This window comes from Pseudomonas baetica, from assembly GCF_019733355.1.
Taxonomy (GTDB): Bacteria; Pseudomonadota; Gammaproteobacteria; order Pseudomonadales; family Pseudomonadaceae; genus Aquipseudomonas; species Aquipseudomonas baetica_A.
This window is the reverse complement of record NZ_JAIHLQ010000027.1, coordinates 1-21,947: the sequence shown is the minus strand read 5'-3', so window position 1 is coordinate 21,947 and position 21,947 is coordinate 1. Positions and strand designations below refer to the sequence as shown.

The 21,947-nt window shown below is 55.8% G+C and carries 9 protein-coding genes and 2 pseudogenes; 7 read left to right on the top strand and 4 right to left on the bottom strand.

Features of this window, described 5'->3' with window-relative positions:
- The first annotated feature begins 5 nt into the window (after positions 1-5).
- Positions 6-3,269 carry a calcium-binding protein gene (locus K5E40_RS35125; protein ID WP_311775972.1) on the top strand — a complete coding sequence of 1,088 codons (3,264 nt, stop codon included), beginning with the start codon at positions 6-8 and terminating at the stop codon, positions 3,267-3,269.
- Between the two features lie 594 nt (positions 3,270-3,863).
- Entirely contained in the window at positions 3,864-4,511 is a 648-nt protein-coding gene (locus K5E40_RS22725) for a hypothetical protein (protein ID WP_221732769.1), read from the top strand.
- A 73-nt stretch (positions 4,512-4,584) separates the two neighbouring features.
- On the opposite strand, the gene K5E40_RS22720 is transcribed toward K5E40_RS22725, so the two are convergent.
- Complete coding sequence (locus tag K5E40_RS22720) at positions 4,585-5,403, bottom strand: alpha/beta fold hydrolase (protein ID WP_221732720.1); 819 nt, start codon at positions 5,401-5,403, stop codon at positions 4,585-4,587.
- A 216-nt stretch (positions 5,404-5,619) separates the two neighbouring features.
- On the opposite strand from K5E40_RS22720, the pseudogene K5E40_RS22715 reads away from it, so the two are divergent.
- The 3 genes and pseudogenes from K5E40_RS22715 to K5E40_RS22705 all read left to right on the top strand — a co-directional run bounded on the left by K5E40_RS22715 (position 5,620) and on the right by K5E40_RS22705 (position 16,960).
- Positions 5,620-7,244: pseudogene (locus tag K5E40_RS22715) on the top strand (ShlB/FhaC/HecB family hemolysin secretion/activation protein).
- Positions 7,245-7,269: 25 nt separating this feature from the next.
- Positions 7,270-15,903: a DUF637 domain-containing protein gene (locus K5E40_RS22710; RefSeq protein ID WP_221732719.1), complete on the top strand. Its 8,634-nt coding sequence runs from the start codon at positions 7,270-7,272 to the stop codon at positions 15,901-15,903.
- 664 nt (positions 15,904-16,567) lie between these two features.
- Positions 16,568-16,960: a hypothetical protein gene (locus K5E40_RS22705; protein WP_208866122.1), complete on the top strand. Its 393-nt coding sequence runs from the start codon at positions 16,568-16,570 to the stop codon at positions 16,958-16,960.
- 2 nt (positions 16,961-16,962) lie between these two features.
- Here the strand turns inward: K5E40_RS22705 and K5E40_RS22700 are convergent, their stop codons facing one another.
- Together K5E40_RS22700 and K5E40_RS22695 are read right to left on the bottom strand one after the other, a co-directional pair.
- On the bottom strand, positions 16,963-17,511 hold the full coding sequence (locus K5E40_RS22700; RefSeq protein ID WP_116643810.1) for an RNA 2'-phosphotransferase: 549 nt from the start codon (positions 17,509-17,511) through the stop codon (positions 16,963-16,965).
- Positions 17,512-17,935: 424 nt separating this feature from the next.
- Positions 17,936-18,040: pseudogene (locus K5E40_RS22695) on the bottom strand (transposase domain-containing protein); the annotation flags it as partial.
- A gap of 20 nt (positions 18,041-18,060) precedes the next feature.
- Here K5E40_RS22695 and K5E40_RS22690 point away from each other — a divergent pair.
- Positions 18,061-20,607, top strand: a complete 2,547-nt coding sequence (locus K5E40_RS22690) for a DUF637 domain-containing protein (protein ID WP_221732768.1) — start codon at positions 18,061-18,063, stop codon at positions 20,605-20,607.
- Positions 20,607-21,206, top strand: coding sequence for a hypothetical protein (locus tag K5E40_RS22685; protein ID WP_221732718.1), 600 nt, complete (start codon positions 20,607-20,609; stop codon positions 21,204-21,206). The genes K5E40_RS22690 and K5E40_RS22685 overlap by 1 nt, the downstream gene beginning before the upstream one ends.
- 314 nt (positions 21,207-21,520) lie before the next feature.
- On the opposite strand, the gene K5E40_RS22680 is transcribed toward K5E40_RS22685, so the two are convergent.
- Positions 21,521-21,947: transposase (locus K5E40_RS22680; RefSeq protein WP_221732717.1), on the bottom strand; the 427-nt coding region annotated here is incomplete at its 5' end.

Here is a 21,947-nt window from a genome sequence, read left to right as displayed (position 1 = left end):
CGGCCATGACCAACTTGAACGAGCAGGTGGTGACCGAGCAGTTCAAGGACATCATTGAGCGCACCACCGATGCTCGGCACTTGGCCGGGGACGTGTTCGGCTATGCCGACAGCTATATCGAGTTGAGCTACACCGACTCTGGCACCACGACAACGTCGTACAAGAGCGAGCACAAGTACGGCACCCTGATCGCAGCCAACCAGGTCGGTATCTACTCCACCGGCGGTGGTGGCGGGATCGGCGGTAACGGTTTGCTGGTGAGCCTGGTCAATCCGGAAACCCACACCGCTCAAACCTACATCCGTGACTACCGTCCCGATCAGGGCGAAAACCCCGATGGCACGGCGGCAGTGGGCTACAACTCCCACGAAGTGCTGGTCGGCACTGACTTCAACGACTGGATCGATGCCGGTGACGGCGACGATACGATCTACGGCGAGGGCGGTGACGACATCCTTGATGGCAAGGCCGGTGCCGACCACATCTATGGTGGTGACGGTAACGACATCATTTACGGCGGCGATATCGAAGACTTCCTTGATGGCGGGGAAGGGGATGACATCATTTACGCCGGGACCAGCGCCGGCGGGATTGACATAGTGATTGGCGGAGGCGGTAACGATCACCTGTATGGCGAGGCCGGGATCGACGAGATTTACGGCGGCGACGGCGATGACTACATCGATGCCGGTGGTGATACCGACCTGGTGCATGGTGGCGACGGTAACGATGAAATCTATGGCGGTGACGGTCCGGACATTTTGTTCGGCGATGACGGTGACGACATCATTTCCGGCGGTTCCACCGGTGACCAGGAATTCGGCGGGGCCGGCGATGACATTCTGCTGCCGGGCCTGGGTGGTGCACCCGGTCAGGGGGATGGCGACGAAGCCATTGGCGATATCGGGTTCGACATCGTCGCCTTCAGCGATGTGAACATCGCTCTGGATGCGGCCGCTGATCTTAACAATCAGAACATCGTGGCGGCGCCGGGCACAGGTGTGCTGTTCCAGCCATTCAACGCTTTGCTGACCGACATTGAAGGGCTGATCGGCTCACGTTTCAGCGACAGTCGTCCGAATACCGGCAACCCGGGCGCGCCTTTGGCGGGCCTGATCGGCGATGGCGCCGAGAACTGGCTGATCGGCGGTAGCGGTGATGATGTCATCCAGGGCAATGCTGGCAATGATGTGATCGTGGGCGACTCGATCAAGCTTGCGGACTTGAATCACTTGCTCGCCAGTCAGGGTTTCGACCAGCACTTCACCAGTCTGCAGGCGAGTCGTCCTGGCTTCATTCTGGGTGACAACCATGATGCGCCCGGTACGGCGGACGGCACAGCGGACACGGCGCTGTTCAGCGGCAATTTTGCCGACTACAGCATCAGCAAATTCACCGATACCCGGCCCGGTGGTGAGCTGATCACGGCGTTCAAAGTGGTGGACTTGCGCATCGGTGCCGCTAATGTCGATGGCACCGACATCGTGATCGGTGTGGAAAAACTGCGTTTCGCCGACCGTACGGTCAACCTCAACGTTAACAACCAGTTGCCGACCGGTAATGTGACGCTGTCCGGTTTCGCGACAGCGCCGACCACGCCGAGCCGTCCAGTGCCGGCTCAATACCGGCTGACCGCCAACACCTCGGCGATCCAGGATGCCGATGGCTTACCCGGGCCAAGCGGTTTCTCCTATCAATGGCAAGCGCTGGTGGGCGCGGCGTGGCTCAACATCTCCGGCGCCAATGCGTCGACGTTTGCGCCAACTTCCGCGCAGTTTGGTCAGCAGTTGCGCGTGGTCACCACCTACACCGACAACAACGGCACGGTGGAACAACTGACCTCGGATCCCTCTGAGGCGGTCGGGAGGTTTATTGAAGGTAACAACGGCTTCAACGTCCTGAACGGCACCAATTATCAGGACATCCTGCTGGGTTACTCGGGTACCGATGTGCTCAACGGGGGGCTCGGTGCGGATCTGCTGGACGGCGGTAGCGGCAGCGACATCATGCGTGGCAATGCCGGCAATGACACTTACATGGTCGACTCCAATGGTGACTTGGTGCAGGAGAGCCTCAATGAGGGCAACGACACAGTCATGTCTTCTGTCAGCTACACCTTGGGTGCGAACGTTGAAAACCTGACGCTGTTGGGCTCCGGCAATATCAACGGTACCGGTAACGAACTGGACAACATCATTACCGGCAACAGTGGCAATAACCGTCTCAGCGGGCTGGCAGGCGCTGACACGATCTTCGGCGGCGCCGGCAACGACACGATCCTGGCGTCGGTCAACGACGGCAACGACCACTATGACGGCGGCACGGGCACTGACACCTATGATCTGTCGGCCACTTCGGCGGCGGCCACGGTGGATTTGCAGGCTGGCACGTCAACCAGTACCCAGACCGGCAGCGACACCCTCACGGGTATCGAAAACGTCATCGGCAGTTCCGGCAACGATCACATTCAGGGTGATGGCGCCGCCAACCTGTTGCAAGGTCAGGGCGGTAACGACTGGATCGACGGTGGCAGCGCAAACGACATCCTGGTCGGCGGGCAAGGGCAGGACACGCTGTACGGTGGCCTTGGCAACGACACCTTCCAGGCCTCGGTCAACGACGGCAACGACAGCTATGACGGTGGTGACGGCGTCGACACCTATGACTTGTCGGCAACCTCGGCCGCAGCCACGGTTAATCTGGCCAGCGGTACGGCCAGCAGTTCGCAAACCGGCAATGACACCCTGACCGGCATTGAAAACGTGATCGGCAGCAGCGGCTCCAACAGCCTGATCGGTGATAACGCAAACAACGTGCTGATGGGGCTTGGAGGTAACGACACGCTCGTTGGCGGTGGTGGTAACGACACCCTGGTGGGCGGCGCGAACCGTGACACGTTGACCGGCGGGACCGGTAACGACATGTTTGTGTTCACCTCTACGGGCGATTCAGGGACGTCCACCTTGAGTCGAGACGTCATTACCGACTTTACCCAGGGAGAGGATCACATCGACCTGTCACAAATAGATGCACGTACCTCCGGCGGCGGATCTGGCGGAAACCAGGACTTCACGTTCCTCGGTGAGTGGAATGGCGCGGGCAGTGAGTTCAACAACCAGGCGCAATTGAAATACCACTACGTCAGTGTCAGCGGTGTTGATCACACTTATGTGGAGGGCAATGTCAACAATGGCAATGGTGCTGACTTCCAGATCGATCTGGTCGGGCATGTTGCGCTGACAGCGAGTGACTTCATCGGCGTGGTTTGATTCATTCATATAATAAAGAGCGCCCCGCCAGGAACGGGGCGTTTTTATACCTGTAAATTGTTCATTTGCGTGCTTGAAAAGTATGACCAATTTCATTGGGCTAGTGTTGTAAATGGGAATGTCTCGCTATTGCTGTTGTCTCGGTAAGTTAACAGTTGGTGGATCCAATAAGTGCTGAGAAATCATGTGTGAATAAAGCAGGCTAGCTATCATGGGCGTGACAGGGAGGTGGCTGATTAGTTGTCGATTGATGAGTCGTTAAGAGAAGCTGCCGTTTGTCGGTAGTTTGCCCGAAGATGGAACATTCAAGCATTATGAACCTCAGATTGTTCAGGACGTCACCCTTGGCGGCCGCGGCAATCGCAGAAAAGAAGTGGACTCCGAACCTCATGTGCATTCAGTGCAAATGAGGATTTTTTTATCTGAAATTCAGGGCGTAATAGTTGGTGTTTTGTGGGTGTGTCAGTTGAATCAACAGGTAATTAATACCGGCGATTCGATGGGTCTGTTGTGAGCGAAGTTAGAAAACTATTGGCAGAATTTAGTCTGTTTTGTGGCTGATCTGAGCAGTTGATTAAGTTGGAGAGCATGAGCGTGACAATAAATACAATGATGAGCCTGTTTGAGCAAAAAGAATTTATGGAGTTTCTGCGCCTGGGTGTCATATATGTTCATTTGGTGGCGTGTTGTGTGGCAATGGGTCTTGTGTTGACCAGTGATGTTGCGATGGTGAGTGACCTGTTAAAACAAAAAATATCCTCTGAACATGACAATGCTCATATGGAGAAACTGCAGAAGTCGGTGGTGGTTGCCCTCATAGGCTTGTGGCTGACCGGTACGGCGGTCGTCGGTATCGATTATCTGGATAAAGGCATGGATTACTTTATGAATCCAAAGCTGCAAGCCAAAGTGATCATCGTTGTGATGTTGAGCTACAACGGCGTCTTGTTGCATCGCCTGGTGCTGCCAGCGTTACAGAAGGCTGGGTCGCTGCTCCATCTCGGGTTCAGCGCAAGAATGCTCGCACTGTTCTGCGGCTCGCTCTCGGCAGTGTCCTGGATGTATGCCGCCATGCTGGGGGTCGGACGTCCGCTGGCGTGGAAGTACTCTCTTTCTGAATTGTTGATGGCGTATCCGGTCCTGATACTGCTTGGTTTCATAGTGATGTCGGCGTTGACGTACCGCGCTAAACGCCAGATGGAAGCGACTGAGCCGCAGTGGATCGAACTCAGCGCTCGCTGATCAACTGAAAGCCCGCCAGGCAAAAGTCTGGCGGGCTTTTTTACGCCTCGGCGAAAGGCAGGCGGTCCGGCACTCAGCGGCCCAGGAACGCCAACAGATCCTCGTTCAACGCTTGCGCATGAGTCACCGCAAATCCATGCGGCGCACCCTTGTAGACCTTCAGTTCGGCACCCTTGATTTGCGCGGCAGACTGTTTACCGGTGATGTCGAATGGCACGATCTGATCACCGTCGCCATGGATCACCAAGGTCGGTACATCGATCTTGGCCATGTCTGGGCGGAAGTCGGTTTCCGAGAACGCTGTGACGCAATCCAAGGTGCCTTTGAGCGAGGCCAGCAGGGCGACATTCAGGGTTTGCGTGAGCACGCCGTCAGAGACGTTCTGACCTTGATTGGTGCCATAGAACGGTGCGGCGAAATCGGCGATGAACTGCGCGCGGTCATGCAGCAGGCCCGCCTTGATACCGTCAAATACCGACTTGTCGACGCCTTGCGGGAAATCGGCTTTCTGGCCGAACAGCGGCGTCACCGCGCCCAGCAGCACCAGGCCGGCAACCCGCTCGCTACCGTGACGGGCGATGTAGCGGCTGACATCGCCACCGCCCATGGAGAAGCCCACCAGCGTGACTTCACGCAGATCGAGGTGATTGATCAATTGCGCGATGTCATCGGCGAAGGTGTCGTAGTCGTAACCGGTCCATGGCTGATCCGAGCGGCCAAAACCGCGGCGGTCGAAGGCGATGGTGCGGTAGCCGCGGCTGCTCAGGTATTCCATCTGGTATTCCCACATGTCGGCATCCAGCGGCCAGCCGTGGCTGAACAGCACGGGCTTGCCGCTGCCCCAGTCCTTGTAATAGATCGCGGTGCCGTCTTGCGTGGTGAATGTGCTCATGGGAACTCCTTACGTGGCGAATGGATGCCGTGATGGCAGCGTTCACTATCGGCGTAAAGCTCAAGGGGGACTTGTACGCAAGTGCTCGATTATCGAATCCGACAGATCGGCGACAAGCTCCGAAAAATTGTTTCAACTTATGTTTGACGTCAAAATGCTGGCCATCTAACATCGCGCCATTAATTTGATATCACTCTCCGTTTCGAGGGATCGAACATGTACCCACCCGCCCTCGCGGCGAGGTTGTGCGTAGCTTTGCTGTGCCTGTCTGCGCTCCAAACCGCCCTCGCTGCACCCACACCCGGTGAAACCGACCTGATCCGCGACCGCCAGAACCGTCTGCTCGAAGAGCAGCAGCGGCGTCTCGAAGAACTCAAGGATCTGCCCGGCAAGGACGCCAAACCTGCCCAACCCGCAGCGCCCACCGACACCCGTTGTTTCCCGATCAAGGATGTCGAACTCAAGGGCGCCGACAGCCTGTCCGATCGCGACAAGGCACGCCTGCTCAAACCCTACATCGGCGAATGCCTTGGTGTGCCACAGCTCAACGAGCTGCTCAAAGTCATCACCGACCACTACATTGAGAAAGGTCTGGTCACCAGCCGCGCGTACCTGCCGCAGCAGGATCTGTCCGGCGGCCATCTGAAGGTGCTGGTGGTCGAAGGCAAGCTCGAAGGCATGAAGGGCGCCGAGAACAGCAAGCTGTCGGAGCGCGAACTGGCCATGGCATTCCCCGGCAAGTCGGGCGAACTGGTCAACCTGCGCGAGATCGAGCAGATGGTCGATCAGCTCAATCGCCTGCCGTCCAATCAGGCAAAAATGGAACTGGCGCCAGGCAAGAACGTGGGTGGCAGCACGGTGCTGGTGACCAACACCCCGCAGAAACCCTGGCGTGTCGGGCTGTCGCGCAATAACGACGGCCAGCGCAGCACCGGCGAACAGCAGTGGGGCACGACGTTCGACTGGGACAGCCCGTTGGGCCTGGCCGATCAGTTGAGCCTGCGCGGCGGTCACGATGCGATGACCGATCACCAGCACACCTCCAGAAACGCCGTGCTCAATTACAACCTGCCATGGGGCTGGTGGAACTTCAGTTACACCTACAGCCAGAGCGAGTGATCCACCGCGACGCCGTCAGCAAGACCTCGCTCAACGCCGGTTTGTCCTACCTGCGCACCAACGCCTACATCGAAGACAGCAAGCTCAAGCTGAGCAGCAACCGCATCAGCGAAGCGCAGTTCGGCTTCAACCACGGCCGCCGTGTCGGCAGTGCGTTCGTCAACTTCGACGCCGGCATGCAGGAAGGCATCGGCGCGTTCGATGCGCAGGGCAGCCACGATCCAGGCCCCGGCGAACCGAATGCACGTTACCGCAAATACACCGCCACCCTGAGCTACTTGCAACCCTTCAAAGTGTGGGGCGAGTCCTTAACCTTCAGCAGCCTGATGACCGGCCAGCGCAGCGAAGACGTGCTGTTCAGCTCCCAGCGCACCAGCCTTGGCGGCTCGTCGTCGATCCGTGGTTACAAGGATCAATCCTTGTCGGGCGACAGCGGCGGTTACTGGCGTAACGATTTGCGCTGGGCACGTCCGGTGACCGCGGAATGGTTGCGCCCGGTGTTCGCTGAATACGGCACCAGTCTGGGTTATGACCAGGGCGTGATCCGCGGCGATCGCTACAACGGTAATCAGCACGGGCGCATGTCGAGCAACTCGCTGGAATTGTTCGCCCGTGGCGAGCACGTCGCCGCCAGCGTGACGTTTGCGCACTCGCTGGAACGCCCCGATGTGCTGACCGAGCGTGAAGCACCGATCTATTTCCGCCTGGATTTTTTCCTTTAATTTTCGCCCGCCCCGAGATTCTGACATGGACATCCGTCAATTGGCCTACCTGGCCGGTCAGCCTTCTGCTGCCGTAAAACACCACGAACGCTTTCTGGGCATGCCCAAGCGCGGCCTCGCGTTCCTGTTGGCAAACGTGATGTTCTGGCAACCGATCTGGGCGCAGGCGGATGGGATCGTAGTCAACGCGCCTGGCACAACCCTTGATCGTGCCGGCAACGGCGTGCCCATCGTCAATATCGCCGCGCCCAATGCGACGGGGCTGTCGCACAACCAGTTTCATGATTACAACGTCGGTGCTGAAGGCGTCATCCTCAACAACGCCACGGCGCGCACACAACTGACGCAAATGGGCGGCATCATTCTAGGCAACCCGAATTTGCGTGGGGCTGCCGCACAAACCATCCTCAACGAAGTCAACGGTGGCAGCCCGAGTCAACTGCGCGGTTACACCGAAGTGGCAGGGCAGTCGGCGCGTGTCATCGTCGCCAACCCTTACGGCATCAGCTGCAACGGCTGTGGGTTCATCAACACGCCGCGGGTGACCCTGACCACCGGCAAACCGGTGCTTGATAACGGTCGACTGGATCGTTTTCAGGTGGATCAGGGCAGTGTGTCCATCGACGGCACCGGTCTGGATGCGAGCAACGTCGACAGCTTTGAAATCATCACCCGCAGTGCGCGGATCAATGCGCAGATTCATGCCAAACGCCTGAACATCACCACCGGCCGCAATGACGTCAATGCCGACACTCTCAACGCCACCGCGCGGGCTGACGATGGCAGCGCCAAGCCGCAACTGGCCATCGACTCTTCTGCGCTCGGTGGCATGTATGCCGGAGCGATCAAACTGGTGGGCACGGAGCAGGGTGTAGGTGTGAAGCTGGCGGGCGATCTTGCCGCCAGCGCCGGTGACATCCAGATCGATGCCAACGGTCAGTTGAGCATGGCCAAAGTCACTGCCAGCAGTGCCATTGATATCAAGTCCAAAGGTCTTGATGCCCAAGGGCCGGTTTATGCTGGAACGCAACTGGCGGTGCAGACCGCTGAACAACTGGTCAACCGCCAAAGCCTTGTCGCCCGCGATTCTGTGCGCCTGAGCAGCGGCGGCAAACTGACCAACAGTGGTGTGATCGAAGCCGGGGTGAACGCCGACAACACTCGCAATACCACAGGTGATCTGACCGTCAATGGTGCTGCGGTGACCAACACTGGCAGCCTGTTGGCCAGTCGTTCCCTGAGCGCTGCGGCCACCGGTGTATTGGATAACCAGAATGGCATCGTCCAGGCGAAAAACGTCACGGTGAGCGCTGCCCGGCTGGTCAATCAGGGCGTCAACGCGCGTATTTATGGTGAAACCCGTCTGGCACTCAGCGCGCCGGCCATCGCCAATCTCAAGGGCCTGATCCGCTTTGCCGATGGTCAGGCTGCGACGCTGTCGGTCGACAGCCTCGACAACCGTCTGGGCCGTATCGAAATCGCTGGCGGCAGTCTCAAGCTCAATGCCCGGGATGTGCAGAACGCTGACGGCAAAATCGTTGCCGGACGCCTGGATATCGATGCCCGGCAAGTTGACAACACCCGTGGCCTGATCGGCGCCAGTCAGAGTGATGCCAAGGTTGTCGGCCGAGAGCGGCTGGACAACGCACAAGGCAAAATCCAGGCGAAAACCACGTTGGCGGTGTCCGGCGGCGAATTGCTCAACCACGGCGGAACGCTCGCGGCTGACCGGATTCTGGTCACTGCCGCACGACTGGATAACAGCGAAAAAGGTGTCGTCAGTGCTGAAAACGGTGCTGCCGAGCTGACACTGGAGCAGGATCTGGATAACCACGACGGCAAAATTCAGGCATCGGGTCGCCTGACCGTCGCGGCTCAGAGCATCAATAATCGTAATGCCAGCCTGATCGGCCAAACCCTCGAAGTGAACAGTCGCGGCACACTCGACAATACCCAAGGCACCCTTTCGTCCGATGACAGCGTGGTCACCAGCGAAGACCTGGACAACAGTCAGGGGCTGATTCAGGGCAATGATCGCCTGAACGTTACCGCTCGCGATTTGCAGAACTCGGCCGGCAAATTGCTGGGCGGCGTAGTTGACGCGCAACTGGCCAACCTCACCGGCAACAACGACGGCACCCTCAGCGCGCAAAGCGGCAAGCTTACGCTGATGGTCCAGCAGCACCTGAACAACGCGTTGGGTCGGTTGCAAGCCAGCCAGGGTGATGTGGCTATTCATGCCGCTTCGCTCGATAACCGTGGCGGTGTCGTCGCCGCACAGCAATTGCTGGTGATGGCTGAAAACGGCCACGTCGACAACCGTGGCGGGCGCATGATCAGTGATGGTCTGGACCTGCACGCGGCCAGCCTCGATAACAGCGATAACGGTCTGTTGGCAGCAGGTGTTGACGGTGCGCGGTTGATCCTCAAACGAGCTGCTCCTGGCCAGTCGCAACTGCTCAACGTCAAAGGCCGGATCCAGAGCGATGCCGACCTGCACATCGAAAGTGATGCCGTCGACAACAGCGCCGGCGTCCTGCTTGGCCAAGCCATCGACGTGACTGCCACGCAACTGAACAACAATGACAAGGGTGGCATTGTCGGCAACGGCGGTGATGTCGCACTGAAAATCAGTGGTGTCTTCAGCAACGTCACTGGCGTCGTCGATGCCGCTGAACAGCGTCTGCTGCTCGATCAGCTCACCGAGCTGGATAACCGTGGCGGCACCCTGCGCGGCAAGCGACTGGACATCACCAGCATCTCGATCAACAACAACGCTGCCGGCCAGATCATCGCGGGCAGTGATGGCCTGAAAATTACCGGCAAAACCCTGCTGAACCAGCAAGGCGTGATCTTCGCCAATGGCAGTCATGCCGAACTGGCTCTGGGTAGCGGAACCCTTCAGAACCAGGGCGGCACGCTGCAAGCCTCCACATTGGAGATCACCAGCGCCGACCTCGATAACAGCGCGGTTAACGGCAAGGCCGGATTGATCTCCAGCCTGTTGGGTGATCTGAAATTGACCGTCACTCGCCTGACCAACCGGGCCGGCAAGATGTTCGCCAAGGATCAGTTGGTATTCGTTGGCGACAGTCTGGACAACACCGGCGGCGAGATCAGCGGCAATCGATTGGCGCTCGAAGCGGTCAGCCAGATTCTCAACCAGGGTGGCCTGATCGAATCGGCGACCCATCTGCAACTCGCCAGCGGCCAGTTGAACAACAGTGCCGGCGGCCAGATTCGCGCACTCGGCGGCGCCTCCAGTCAGATCAAACTGACCGGCAACCTGAACAACCAGAGCGGCGTTATAGAGATCGGCAGCCAGGATCTGACACTCGCCGGCGGCCAACTCAATAACCTCAGCGGCAGCGTGCGTCACGCCGCGCAGGGTGTCTTCGATCTGGATCTGAGCAATCTGACCGGCACCCAGGGCAGCCTCACCGGACTGGGCAAAGGCGTGTGGGATGTCGGTTCGGTCAATGGTGTCGGCACCTGGCAACTCAACGGCGGCCTGACCTACACCAGCGCTCAGGATCTGAACCTCAATGCCAGTGACCGCATCGCCAGTGCTTCGGCAATGAGCCTTCAGGTCGCCAACCTGACCAACGCCGGACAACTGCTCAGCGACGGCGATCTGACGCTGACCCTGACGGGCAATCTGCTCAACAGTGGTCGGGTATCGGCGCAAAAGAAGCTCACCATCAGCGCCAACGACTTGATTCAACAGGACGGGCGACTGGTCAGCGGGGGCGATACCGCACTGACCCTGCGCGGCACGCTCGACAACCTCGGTCGTCTGATCGCCAACCAGAACCTCACGGTGACGGCAGCACGCATCAACAACAAAGGCACTCTCGGCGCCCAAGGCAATCTTGAGTTCACCGCTGCCAACGGCATCTACAACGACGCCGACACCCTGCTGTTCAGCGGCGGCACGATGAAGCTGCACGGCAACAGCCTCAACAATTTCTACGGTGACATCTACAGCCGCGGCAACCTGAGCTTCGACGCTGTGGGCGGCGGTCGTGCCGCGTTGTTCAGCAACCTGTCGGGCACCGTCGAAGGTGAGGGTGATATCGACATCAATGCTGTCTCGGTGGAAAACGCCAAGGCAGAATTCGAGATGACCTCGGGGCAATCATCTGGCAGCTTGAGCTGGGTGTGCGGCCAGCATTGCGGTGGCCATGACGGCTGGAAACGCGGCTATATCACCATTACCACTGACTTCAACGATCAAGTCCTCAAGGACTCGCGCGCGGCACGATTCGTCGCCGGAAAAAACTTCAACATCCACGCCAATCAAGTGGAAAACCGCTACAGCCTGCTGGCGGCCAACGGCGACCTGACGGTGACTGCCGACAGCCTGTTGAATCAGGGAGCGGTCTCGCGCTCGGGCCATCGGGTGGTGCAGATCGGTACGCCGGGACACATCGATAACAGCCTCTGGGATCAGATGGAGTTCATGGACATCCCGGCGTTCAATGCCGCCACAGCGGCAGGCAATTTCGACGAGGCACGTTTCGAAGAATTGGTCAGTCGCTCCAGCGACTCCCGATTCGCTCAGACCAGCGACGTCACCACCTGGAATGAAAACGGCAACAACGTCTACTCGGCGGTGCTTCAGGCTGGTGGCAAAGTCAAACTGGATGTCACCAACAGCATTCAGAACGGTACGCTGTACGAAAACACCTATGGGCAACTGACCGGGTCATTGTCCAGCGATCAGACCTCCGTGGTCGGTGGTATCAACATCAATCTGGGTAAGCACAGCACTGACGCCAGCACCCAGGCAGCGAAAAATGTAACCCGCATCGAACGTGTCGATGCCGACGGCGTGAAGCAGATCAGCTTCGTCCCGGTCGACTTTAAGGGTGTACCTTTTGCGGCGGTCGATCCGACGGCTTCCTCGACGTTCCGTCTGCCGAAAGGCCCATATGGCATGTTCGTGCAGAGCACGAATCCGCAGAGTCGTTACCTGATCGAAACCAACCCGGAGCTCACCCAGACCGCGGCGTTCATGAGTTCCGACTACCTGCTCGGCAAACTCAACTTCAGCACAGATGAAGCAGCTCGTCGCCTCGGCGACGGTCGCTACGAATCGCGCTTGATCAGCGACGCGGTCATGGCCCAGACCGGCCAGCGTTTCCTCGCTGGCGGCCTGGAAAACGACTACGAGCAATTCCGTTATCTGATGGATAACGCGCTCGCCAGCAAGAACGAACTGAACCTGTCGGTCGGCGTCAGCCTGACCTCCGCGCAGGTTGCCGCACTGACCCACGACATCGTCTGGATGGAAGAACGCATCGTCGACGGCCAGAAAGTGCTGGTGCCGGTGCTCTATCTTGCACAGGCCGAATCGCGCAACGTGCGCGGCGGCAGCCTGATTCAGGGCCGCGATCTGGAACTGCTCGCCGGCAATGACCTGGTCAACGTCGGAACCTTGAGCGCCAGCAAAGACGTCTCCGTCGACGTCAAGGGCAGCCTCTATCAGGGCGGTCTGGTCGAAGCCAATGAGCGCATCACGCTCATGGCCACCGACAGCATTCGCAATGCCTTGGCCGGCGAGATTCGCGGCAATCAGGTCAGCCTCACCAGCCTCATGGGCGACATCGTCAACGATCGAACCGCTGTCGCTGTGCGTGACGGCAACGGGATGCGCACGCTGGTCGATGACGGCGGCAACATCACCGCGCGCGACAGTCTGACCATCAAGTCCGGCCAGGATCTGGTCAACTCGTCATCCATCAGCAGCGGCGGTGACGCCAACCTGAGCGCCACCCGCGACATCAACTTGCTGGCGGTCCAGGACGTCAACGAGATCCACAAAATCGAGAACGGCGGGCATCGCTCGACCGTCACTACAACGGTGGAAAACCTCGCGTCCAGCGTGAAGAGCGGCGGGAACCTAAAGCTCGATGCTGGTGGAAACATCAACGTTATCGCGAGCACCGCTGATGCCAAAGGTGATCTGCTTGTCGACGCAAAACAAGACTTGAACATGTATTCGGCGAGTGACGAACACAATGTCGAGATCAACAGCAAAAAAGGCAAGAAGCGCGTCCACGAAGAGAACAGCCACACCGCTCAGAAAGCAGCTGAATTCATCGCAGGTGGCCACGTAATAACCACTTCCGGCCGCGACACCACACTGGTGGCTAGCAAGATCAGCGCCGGGAATGAAGCCTACGTGTATGCGGGTAATGACCTGAATCTGCTGGCTGCGCAGAACAAGGATTACACGCTGTATGACATGAAGGAGAAGGGTGGTTTCGGCGCCAAGAAAATGAAGCGCGACGAAGTTACCCAAATCACTCATGTGGGGAGCGAGATCAAGACCGGGGGCAATCTCACGCTGGTCAGCGAGGGTGATCAACGCTATCAGGGCGCCAAGCTCAACAGTGGTAAAGACCTGACATTGGAAAGTGGTGGCACCATCACCTTTGAGGCAGTGAAGGATTCGCATCAGGAAAGCCACGACAAGAGCAGCAGTAGCGCTGCGTGGACCAGCATGGAAAGCAAAGGCCAGGTTGACGAAACACTGCGCCAAAGCCAACTGATTGCCAAAGGTCAAACCCTTATTAAAGCTGTTGATGGGCTTCACATAGACATCAAACAGATCAATCAGCAAAGCGTCAGCCAGGCAATCGACGCCATGGTGCAAGCCGATCCGAGTATGGCTTGGTTGAAAGACGCCGAAGCGCGAAATGATGTGGATTGGCGTCAAGTCCAAGAGCTGCATGACCGCTGGGATGAAAGTCATTCCGGGTTGGGTGGCCCTGCGATGATCATCATCATAATCATCGTCACCTACTTCACGGCGGGTGCGGCTTCAGGCCTTGTGGGAGCTGGTGCGACTGCTGGTTCCGGCACAGCGATGTCCGCTGGCTTGGCCGCGACAGCCACCACCGAAGCAGTGGCAGCAGGTTGGGCGAACGCGGCACTCACCGCCATGATCACTTCGGCAGCCAGCACGGCGGCCGTCAGCACCATTAACAACAAAGGCAATCTCGGAGCGGCGCTCAAAGAAACCTTCAGTGCTGACAACCTGAAAAATTACATTGTGGCCGGAGGCACTGCGGGTCTGACCACCGGTTTCTTCAATGACTGGACCCGAACCACGACCGGTACATCCCCTGCGCTGGCGAACTCCACCAATGGGGCATTAGCCAATACCGGCAAAGTTATCGTCGCCGACTCCGGTGGTCTGAGCAGCTTGCAAGGTATCGCGCACTTCACCGAAAACCAGTTATTGCAAAACTCCACCTCGGCATTGCTCAACAAAGCCCTGGGCCGTGAAGGCAGCTTGGGCGATGCGGTGCAAAAAAGCCTGGTGAATGCGTTTACCGCCTATGGTTTCAACCTGGTGGGTGATATCGGGGTGAGCAACCACCTGCAGGAGGGTGGTCTGGAGAAGATAGGCCTGCATGCGCTGATGGGGGGCTTGAGCTCACTGGCTGCGGGTGGGGACTTCAAAACGGGCGCCTTGGCAGCCGGAGTCAACGAAGCGCTGGTTGACGACCTGGCGTCGGCTTATTCCGGAATGTCGAAGGACGATAGAGAACGATTGTTGCTGATGAATTCGCAACTGATCGGGGTTTTGACGACCGCTGTGCAGGACCCGAATGCCGATGCTGACAAGCTGCAGCTAGGGTCATCGATCGCGCAGAGTGGTACTCAATATAACTACTTGAGCCATCAGGATGTAAAAGACCTGGAGAAGGCGCTCAAGGAATGTAAAGACAACTGTGATGCGGTTCGAGCTGAGTTTGCCAAGCGTGATGCGGATAACACGGCGCGGCTCAATAACTGTTGGGCGACCGGTGATTGCGAGAAGATTAAGGCTGAGATTGATGAAGGCTCTCTTGAATTAAGCAAACTTTGGCCAAATGACAAAACGGGGATTACAGATCAATTCCTCCATAGCAATATCGCCGACTCGACCAATGCCAGGACGCGAGCGTCCCTCGACCACCTTCCGAAAGGGGATCCGGCCAATGCTGTGAAATTGTTGGCTGCAGCGGGGATTATTGCTCTTGCGCCAGAAGCGATTGCTTTACTTGGGCAGTTGGCCACGAGAGGTGCAGCTACCTGCGCAGCCAACCCAGTGTTGTGCGCTAACGAAGTCACGATCTGGGCCGCTGATGCAGGGATGTCGGAGGCACTTCCCGCCGGGTTGGGGATCGCAGCAGGAGGGGCAGCAACCAAGGAACTGAGTGATCTCCGCAGTTTGATGGAGATTGAGGCGAAAACTGGGGCTAAGCTAACGGCTGAGGAGATTGCCGCAGTCGTTGGGCCGGCAGCGACAGGTGCAAAAGGTAGTGCGTTCGCTGGGAAAAACATTGATGATTTGTCAAATGCAGGCAAACTGCTTGATCCTGCCGATAAATCAGGGCAACTTTCATTAGCTGGTCGAGCACTCCAAAAACACGGCAGTCGTGAAGGCAGTGCGTTTCCTAGCGTTAAAGGAAGCCCTTCTGAAATCAACGCTCAAGGTCAAAAAATAGCTGACGAAATCTTGAGCAATCCGGCGACCACCGTAACCTATAAAGACACCGGTAGATTTGGGAAGGTCATGGATGTGATTGCCCCCGATGGCCGTGGGCTTCGCTACGATTCAAATGGGAAATTTATTGGTTTGTTGGAGCCCCCGAAGCCATGAATCTTTTATCTACTGTGATCACAAGCCCCCCAGATCGAGAGAATTGCGTATTCGAGATTTGGGCGGGGTCGAGTCAGTTGGCGGAGGTATCACATGAGCCAGGAAGACCAATTGAAATAGAAATTTATCCTCCCGTTGAGGGAGTTAAATGGAATTTCAATCTTGAGGACCTTATGGCCACTTTGCATCAGGCGACTAAGACTTTAGCTTCTCACGAATAAGTTGGTGCAAAAGGAATAGTTAATGCCACTTCCCATAAGGCTGGCGATATTCGTTTTTCGCAGAATACCGTTACATTCAATAAGACAGATAAAGATGGGGGAGCTTTCACTTATAGCGATCTAGTGAAAAGTATGAAGTCTGATGGGTGGAAGGGCGATCCGGTGGATGTGGTAAGGATGCCTGATGGGAAGTTGACCTCTATCGACAACACTCGTATTGCTGCGGCCAGGGAGGCAGGGATAGATGTCAAAGCAACAGTTAGAGGGTTTGATGATTTGCTTAGCGCCTCTGAGATAAAGCGCTTTACAATTCCCAAGAAAGGATTTGTTCCCAAAACCTGGGGTGAGGCTATGACTGGTCGGATCAATAAGCAGACAGGTGGCTTTTATAAGGAGAACCCATATGGGGCATCTCAGCCTCCACGCATTACGGGGCGCGAGTAATGAGTGAGCGTTATTTGTATCCTGAGTCGGTATTGCCTGCCGGATTTTTGTTCTCTAAGGATTATCTTGATTTCATAAGTCAGGAATCTATTCCTGATCTTGAGCCTTGGTGGTTCTTGTGCGAATTCAAAGATGATGCAGAGTATTGGCTTAATGATTTGGCGCGACAGTACCCGGGTCTTCACTTCATTCCATTTGCAAAGCTAGAGGACTCTGATGATTTTGCCTGTTTTGATGGGAGCGATCACACGGGTGATCCAATAGTTATTTATGTGCATGCTTTTGCTTCTCAGGGGTGGGAGGCAAGAGGGAGTGTTATGAGTTTCTCCGAATGGCTTAAAAAGACCTACGAAGAGTCGGCTCGCTATAAGTCTGAGCGCGCCGAATATTGAGCTCAATCCTGATGTATAAAGCTCATGGGCACGTGATTCGTTAACCAAACCCCATTCTCTGCTTGAAAGAACTTGAAGCCCTGTTGGTACATCCGCAGGGCTTCAATTTTTAGTACCACAGGCTTTCCATAGCGCTGTCCAACAGCAATGGCCGTCGTTATGTCCTGCGACAGGTGTACATGGTGGCGAGAGCCGGCAATCAGTCCTTGTTGACGAATCGACTCCAGAAAGCGTGTGGCGGTGCCGTGGTAGAGAAACTCTGGCGGCTCTTTCTCTACGTGCTGAAGGCTCACGCTGGCTGTTGAGTGGCCCTGTACGGCGCGAATGCGCAGGCCATCATCCGAGAGGCTGAAGCGTTTTTTATCGCTGCTGCTGACGACAGCCTGAATCAGGGCAATATCTAAAATTCGCCCATCCTTAGCGGCACCGGCTATCAAGGATTCCACATCTGCCCAGCCCTCGCTGTCTAGCTGCAAGCCGATGGCGTGTGGTTCATGCCTGAGAACATAGCTAAGAAATTTGCTGGTCTCGTTGGGTTGCTTGGTATTCATCCTGCTTAACGCCTCAGAATCATTCATTGATTGGCAGCGGTTTGCATCATCGGCGCATCATTCTTGCCACATGCCTGCATCACTGCTGCATGCAACTTGCATCATGTCTGCATCACGCCGGTGAGCTGCTTCCTTTGTGCTATCTAGCTGCTATCTATCGACTATCTGTTGCTATCTCTCAGCTATCTAGCTGCTATCTTTCTGCTACTTCTCGGCTACCGCTGCCAGCGGTCGGGCCGCTGGCGAAGATTTTGACCCTTTGGCCGGTGTTTGCCCTTAAATCGGTGCGGTTTTCGAGGTGTTTGGCTGCCCTTAAACCCTAGCCATTTTGCGATACACCATACGCACCCTACGGGTGCTCGTAATATATTGATTTATAGTATGCGATCCATAAACCCCAACTACCCAGTGGTGGAGCAACGGTCTACCGTGGCATCTGCGGCGAGCAGTTCCACGGCAGTAACGCTTCGTACTCTTCGACCGACGAGGCATGCGGCAACCGCTCCAGTACGTGGCGCAGCCACGTCCAGCTCAGGCCGCGACACCACGCTGGTCGCGAGCAAGATCAGCGCGGGTAACGAAGCCTACGTCTACGCGGGCAGAGACCTGAATCTGCTGGCCGCGCAGAACAAGGATTACACGTTGTATGACATGAAGGAGAAGGGTGGTTTCGGCAACCTGAAACTCAAGCGCGACGAAGTCACCCAGGTCACCCACGTGGGTAGCGAGATCAAGACCGGTGGCAACCTCTCGCTGGTCAGCAAGGGCGACCAACTCTATCAAGTGGCCAAGCTCGACAGCGGAAAGGACATCGTTCTCGACAGCGGCGGCTCCATCACCTTTGAAGGGATGAAGGATCTGCATGATGAGAGCCATACCAAGACCAACAACAGTGCCGCGTGGGTCTCCTCTAAAGGCCGTGGTAATACCGACGAAACCTTGCGCCAGACCCAAATGATTGCCAAGGGCAACATCGTGATCAAGGCCGTAGATGGCCTGAAAATCGACATCAAGGATGTAAACCAGCAATCCGTCAGCCAGACCATCGACACCATGGTCAAGGCCGATCCGCAGTTGGCGTGGTTGAAAGACGCCGAGGCGCGGGGGGATGTTGATTGGCAGCTCGTTAAAGAGATTCACGAATCCTTCAAGTACGAGAATTCGGGTCTTGGTCCGGCATCGCAGATGATCATCGCGATCGCATTGGCAGCTGTAATGGGGCCAATGATGGCTGGGATGAACACTATGTTGCAGGCGGTCGCTGTGACTGGTGCAACGAAGTTAACAGTCAGCACCATTGATAACCGAGGTAGTTTGGGAGCAGTACTCAAAGATGTGACCTCGAAAGATGCCATCAAGAGTTATCTCGTAGCCGCTGTGACAGCGGGTGTTACTCAAGGGCTGAAGTTCGATGCAGGTGCAGTGGGCCTAGACCCGAAAAGTCTGCAAACCATCGCAATCAAAATCAGCGCCGATGCAGTGATCAAAACCGCAGTCTACGGCGGAAGTTTCCAGGACAATCTGTTGAACTCAGCGGCGGGAACAGCTGCGAGTATTGGTGGGGCAATCGGTGCTGGAAAAATTGGCGATCTGGATCTTGCTGATGGCAGTCTTGCGAAGATCGCGCTTCACGCAGGTTTGGGTGGCTTGCTGGCCGAAGCCATGGGTGGCGACTTCCGTACCGGGGCAATAGCAGGGGGCGCTAACGAGGTGTTGATTGGCCTGTTGGGTGAGCAACTTCTACCGTCCAATTATGCAAAGGGGTCTGCAGAATATATTCAGGCTCAAGCCAATATTCTAGCAATCTCACAGATCGTAGGTGTCTTGGGGGCCACCTTATCAGGGGGGGATATCGGTACTGCCGCGACAGTCGCAGCAAACGCTACACAGTACAATTTTCTTGGTGAACATGCCGAAGCCAAGCGCGACCGTGCACGGGAAATTTTCAAAGAAACAGGGAGTCTTGATTCAGCCAGACAATTAGTAACGCTCGAAGGTGCTGATCAGCGCGCTGACAATTTACTTGCGAAATATCGACTGGATAAAACGTCACTGACAACCTCGGAACTGTCCGAGCTAAATGCATACCTTAATGTTTACGCAGCTGACATGGCGATTCGGCATGGCAAGGATTTCGCTGACAAATTGGTTTTGAAACTGCTTGCCAATGGCCCGGACAATGGTGGGATTTATCCGTTTGCAGGTACGAGCGACGCCAAAAATGCTTATGCGGATGCGCTACGCAGCCAGCTTGGGGGATGGTTCGAGCAACTGTATTGGACAAGACCTCAGAGTGAGAACGAACTGGTTTACAAGGATGCACAAGGATTCTTGCGTATCAACAATGAGCAACAGGGGCTATCCAATTTAGGCAATCCGGCGATTTACGGGTTGACTGGCTCACTGGGAGCGGGCATTCGTCTGGCCGCTGCGGCGGACGGCGTATTGCAGATCGGGTTTGGCACGAATCAGGCACTCAACGGCGATCTCTGGAATGCGGCTGGAAATATTGTTACGGGCGCCTTGGGGGTTGCTGGGGCGGGGCTACCAGGTACAAAGCTGCCTGGTACACCTACAGCAGGGTTGATTTCCGAAACCGGTCAATACTCAAGACTTACAGATGAAACGGTCGGTCTATTTGATCGAACGGTGCTTCATGTTCCTGCGAATGACAAATTTTATGAGCGTGCAACGCAGGAATTATTGGATGCTATCAATGCAATCCCTAGTAACACCCAAGCTTCAAAAGTGGCAACTATGATCAGTGCTTATGATCCTGTGTCTGGAAAAACAGCGGTAGGGAGCAGTAACGGTAATATTAGTGCGGACATGCTGGATGCGCGTACCGTTAAATATATAGAGACCCAGCTAGGTGTTAAGGTTGGGGAGATTACAAGCCTATGCCGAAACGCGGCTGGTGCATGTGCTGAAGTCTCTGCGGTTGACAAATTAGTGAGGTTGGGTGTTAATCCGGCTGGCGTGAAGTTTACGAATGCGTTGCGCCCACGTACCGTTAGAGATGAAGGTGGGATCACTAAGAATGCGATTATTGATACCTGCGCAAACTGCAGTGCCACTTGGCCGGAGAAAAAGTGATGTCGCTAAGTAAAAATTGGCAACCTGGTTTCGGAGAGATAATTACGTGGTTCGCCATGGATAAAAATGGAAGGATAGCGGTTATGGTGAATAATTGTTTCGGTAGTCTTCCTTCGGCATTGTTGGCTATTTCGGATCTAGAAGCGAAACTTGATGCGTTAAATGAATTTATGTGGGAGGAGTCTTCAAGTTTTTTGAGTTATCCCGAGAATAAAAAAGGCCAAACGGTATTGGATTTATATTCGTGCCGTCGATACCGGTCTACTCAATCGCGTCAGGAAGTAGAATTTTCAATATCAGAAAGATCGCAGTTTGATAAAAAACTATCTGAATATTCAATTCCGTCAATAAAAGGATTCTACGTTTTTCATGCAGTGGAAGGTGCTACCCCAAGTGAAGATTATCCGATTGGGTATACCGGAAATACTGTGATGGGGGACTATTTTCGTTTTTTAATGCCAACTTTGCATGGGGGAGTTGAGGATTTTCCAGAGGAGCTAAGAGCGATAGTGGCTGTTTCGGATACGTTGGATTTTACCACTGATCAAATTATCGTAAGCGCTTCAATAGATCTGTTTTTTGGGCGGACGTTTAATTGACAGGGCCGGTATCGCTCATGCCTTGTTGAGAGTGAACGATATTTGTAGTGTTGTTATCGATACATTGAAATGAATCCAGTCATAGCGAAAATGGTAATTCATCCGGCACAATATGGCTGGTCAAGTTACCGTGTTAACGCACAATCAGAGCGATCGCACATTGTTACGCCTCATGCTCAGTATTTGGCGCTTGGAGGGCAGGGCGGGTAGCCAGCAGATGCTTACCGCGAACTGTTCAAAAATGACTTAGAATCAGAATTAATTGACCAGATTCGAAGGTAAAGGGGGACAGACCCTGAGGGATCCCCACAAATCTACTCCAGGCTCTGCGCCTGATGATGCACCTCATCGCGCAGAGCTTTCTCCAATTTTTCCCAGTCTCCGCTGCCTCCGAACTCTATGCACCTACGCCAGTATTCCAGGCCAAGCCGCCACAATGAAAGCACTCGTCGTTCTCTGAGACTGTTGCTTTGATATCGCCGCTCCAAGTTACTTTGGCGAGCCTGAAGCCCCGTTAAAAAGAGCAGGTAATTGGCGAGAGCGGCAACCAACAGCAGTATTTCAATACGATGCAGGCAATGGCTGCGATGTAGATTCAGACCCAATCCCAAGTGCTCACTTTTCACATCTCTGAAACCTTCCTCAATTTGCATGCGTCGTTTGTAAACCGCCACGATCTTTGCCGGATTCCACTCGCTCTGAACTAAATTGCTGGCCAGCAACCATGGTTCACGCTCACGT

Bases quoted from the DNA above. Each gene is read 5' to 3' on its own strand.
- K5E40_RS35125 (WP_311775972.1), top strand. From the start codon at position 6: ATGACCAACTTGAACGAGCAGGTGGTGACCGAGCAGTTCAAGGACATC.
- K5E40_RS22720 (WP_221732720.1), bottom strand. From the start codon at position 5,403: ATGAGCACATTCACCACGCAAGACGGCACCGCGATCTATTACAAGGAC.
- K5E40_RS22710 (WP_221732719.1), top strand. From the start codon at position 7,270: ATGGACATCCGTCAATTGGCCTACCTGGCCGGTCAGCCTTCTGCTGCC.
- K5E40_RS22705 (WP_208866122.1), top strand. From the start codon at position 16,568: ATGAGTGAGCGTTATTTGTATCCTGAGTCGGTATTGCCTGCCGGATTT.
- K5E40_RS22700 (WP_116643810.1), bottom strand. From the start codon at position 17,511: ATGAATACCAAGCAACCCAACGAGACCAGCAAATTTCTTAGCTATGTT.
- K5E40_RS22685 (WP_221732718.1), top strand. From the start codon at position 20,607: ATGTCGCTAAGTAAAAATTGGCAACCTGGTTTCGGAGAGATAATTACG.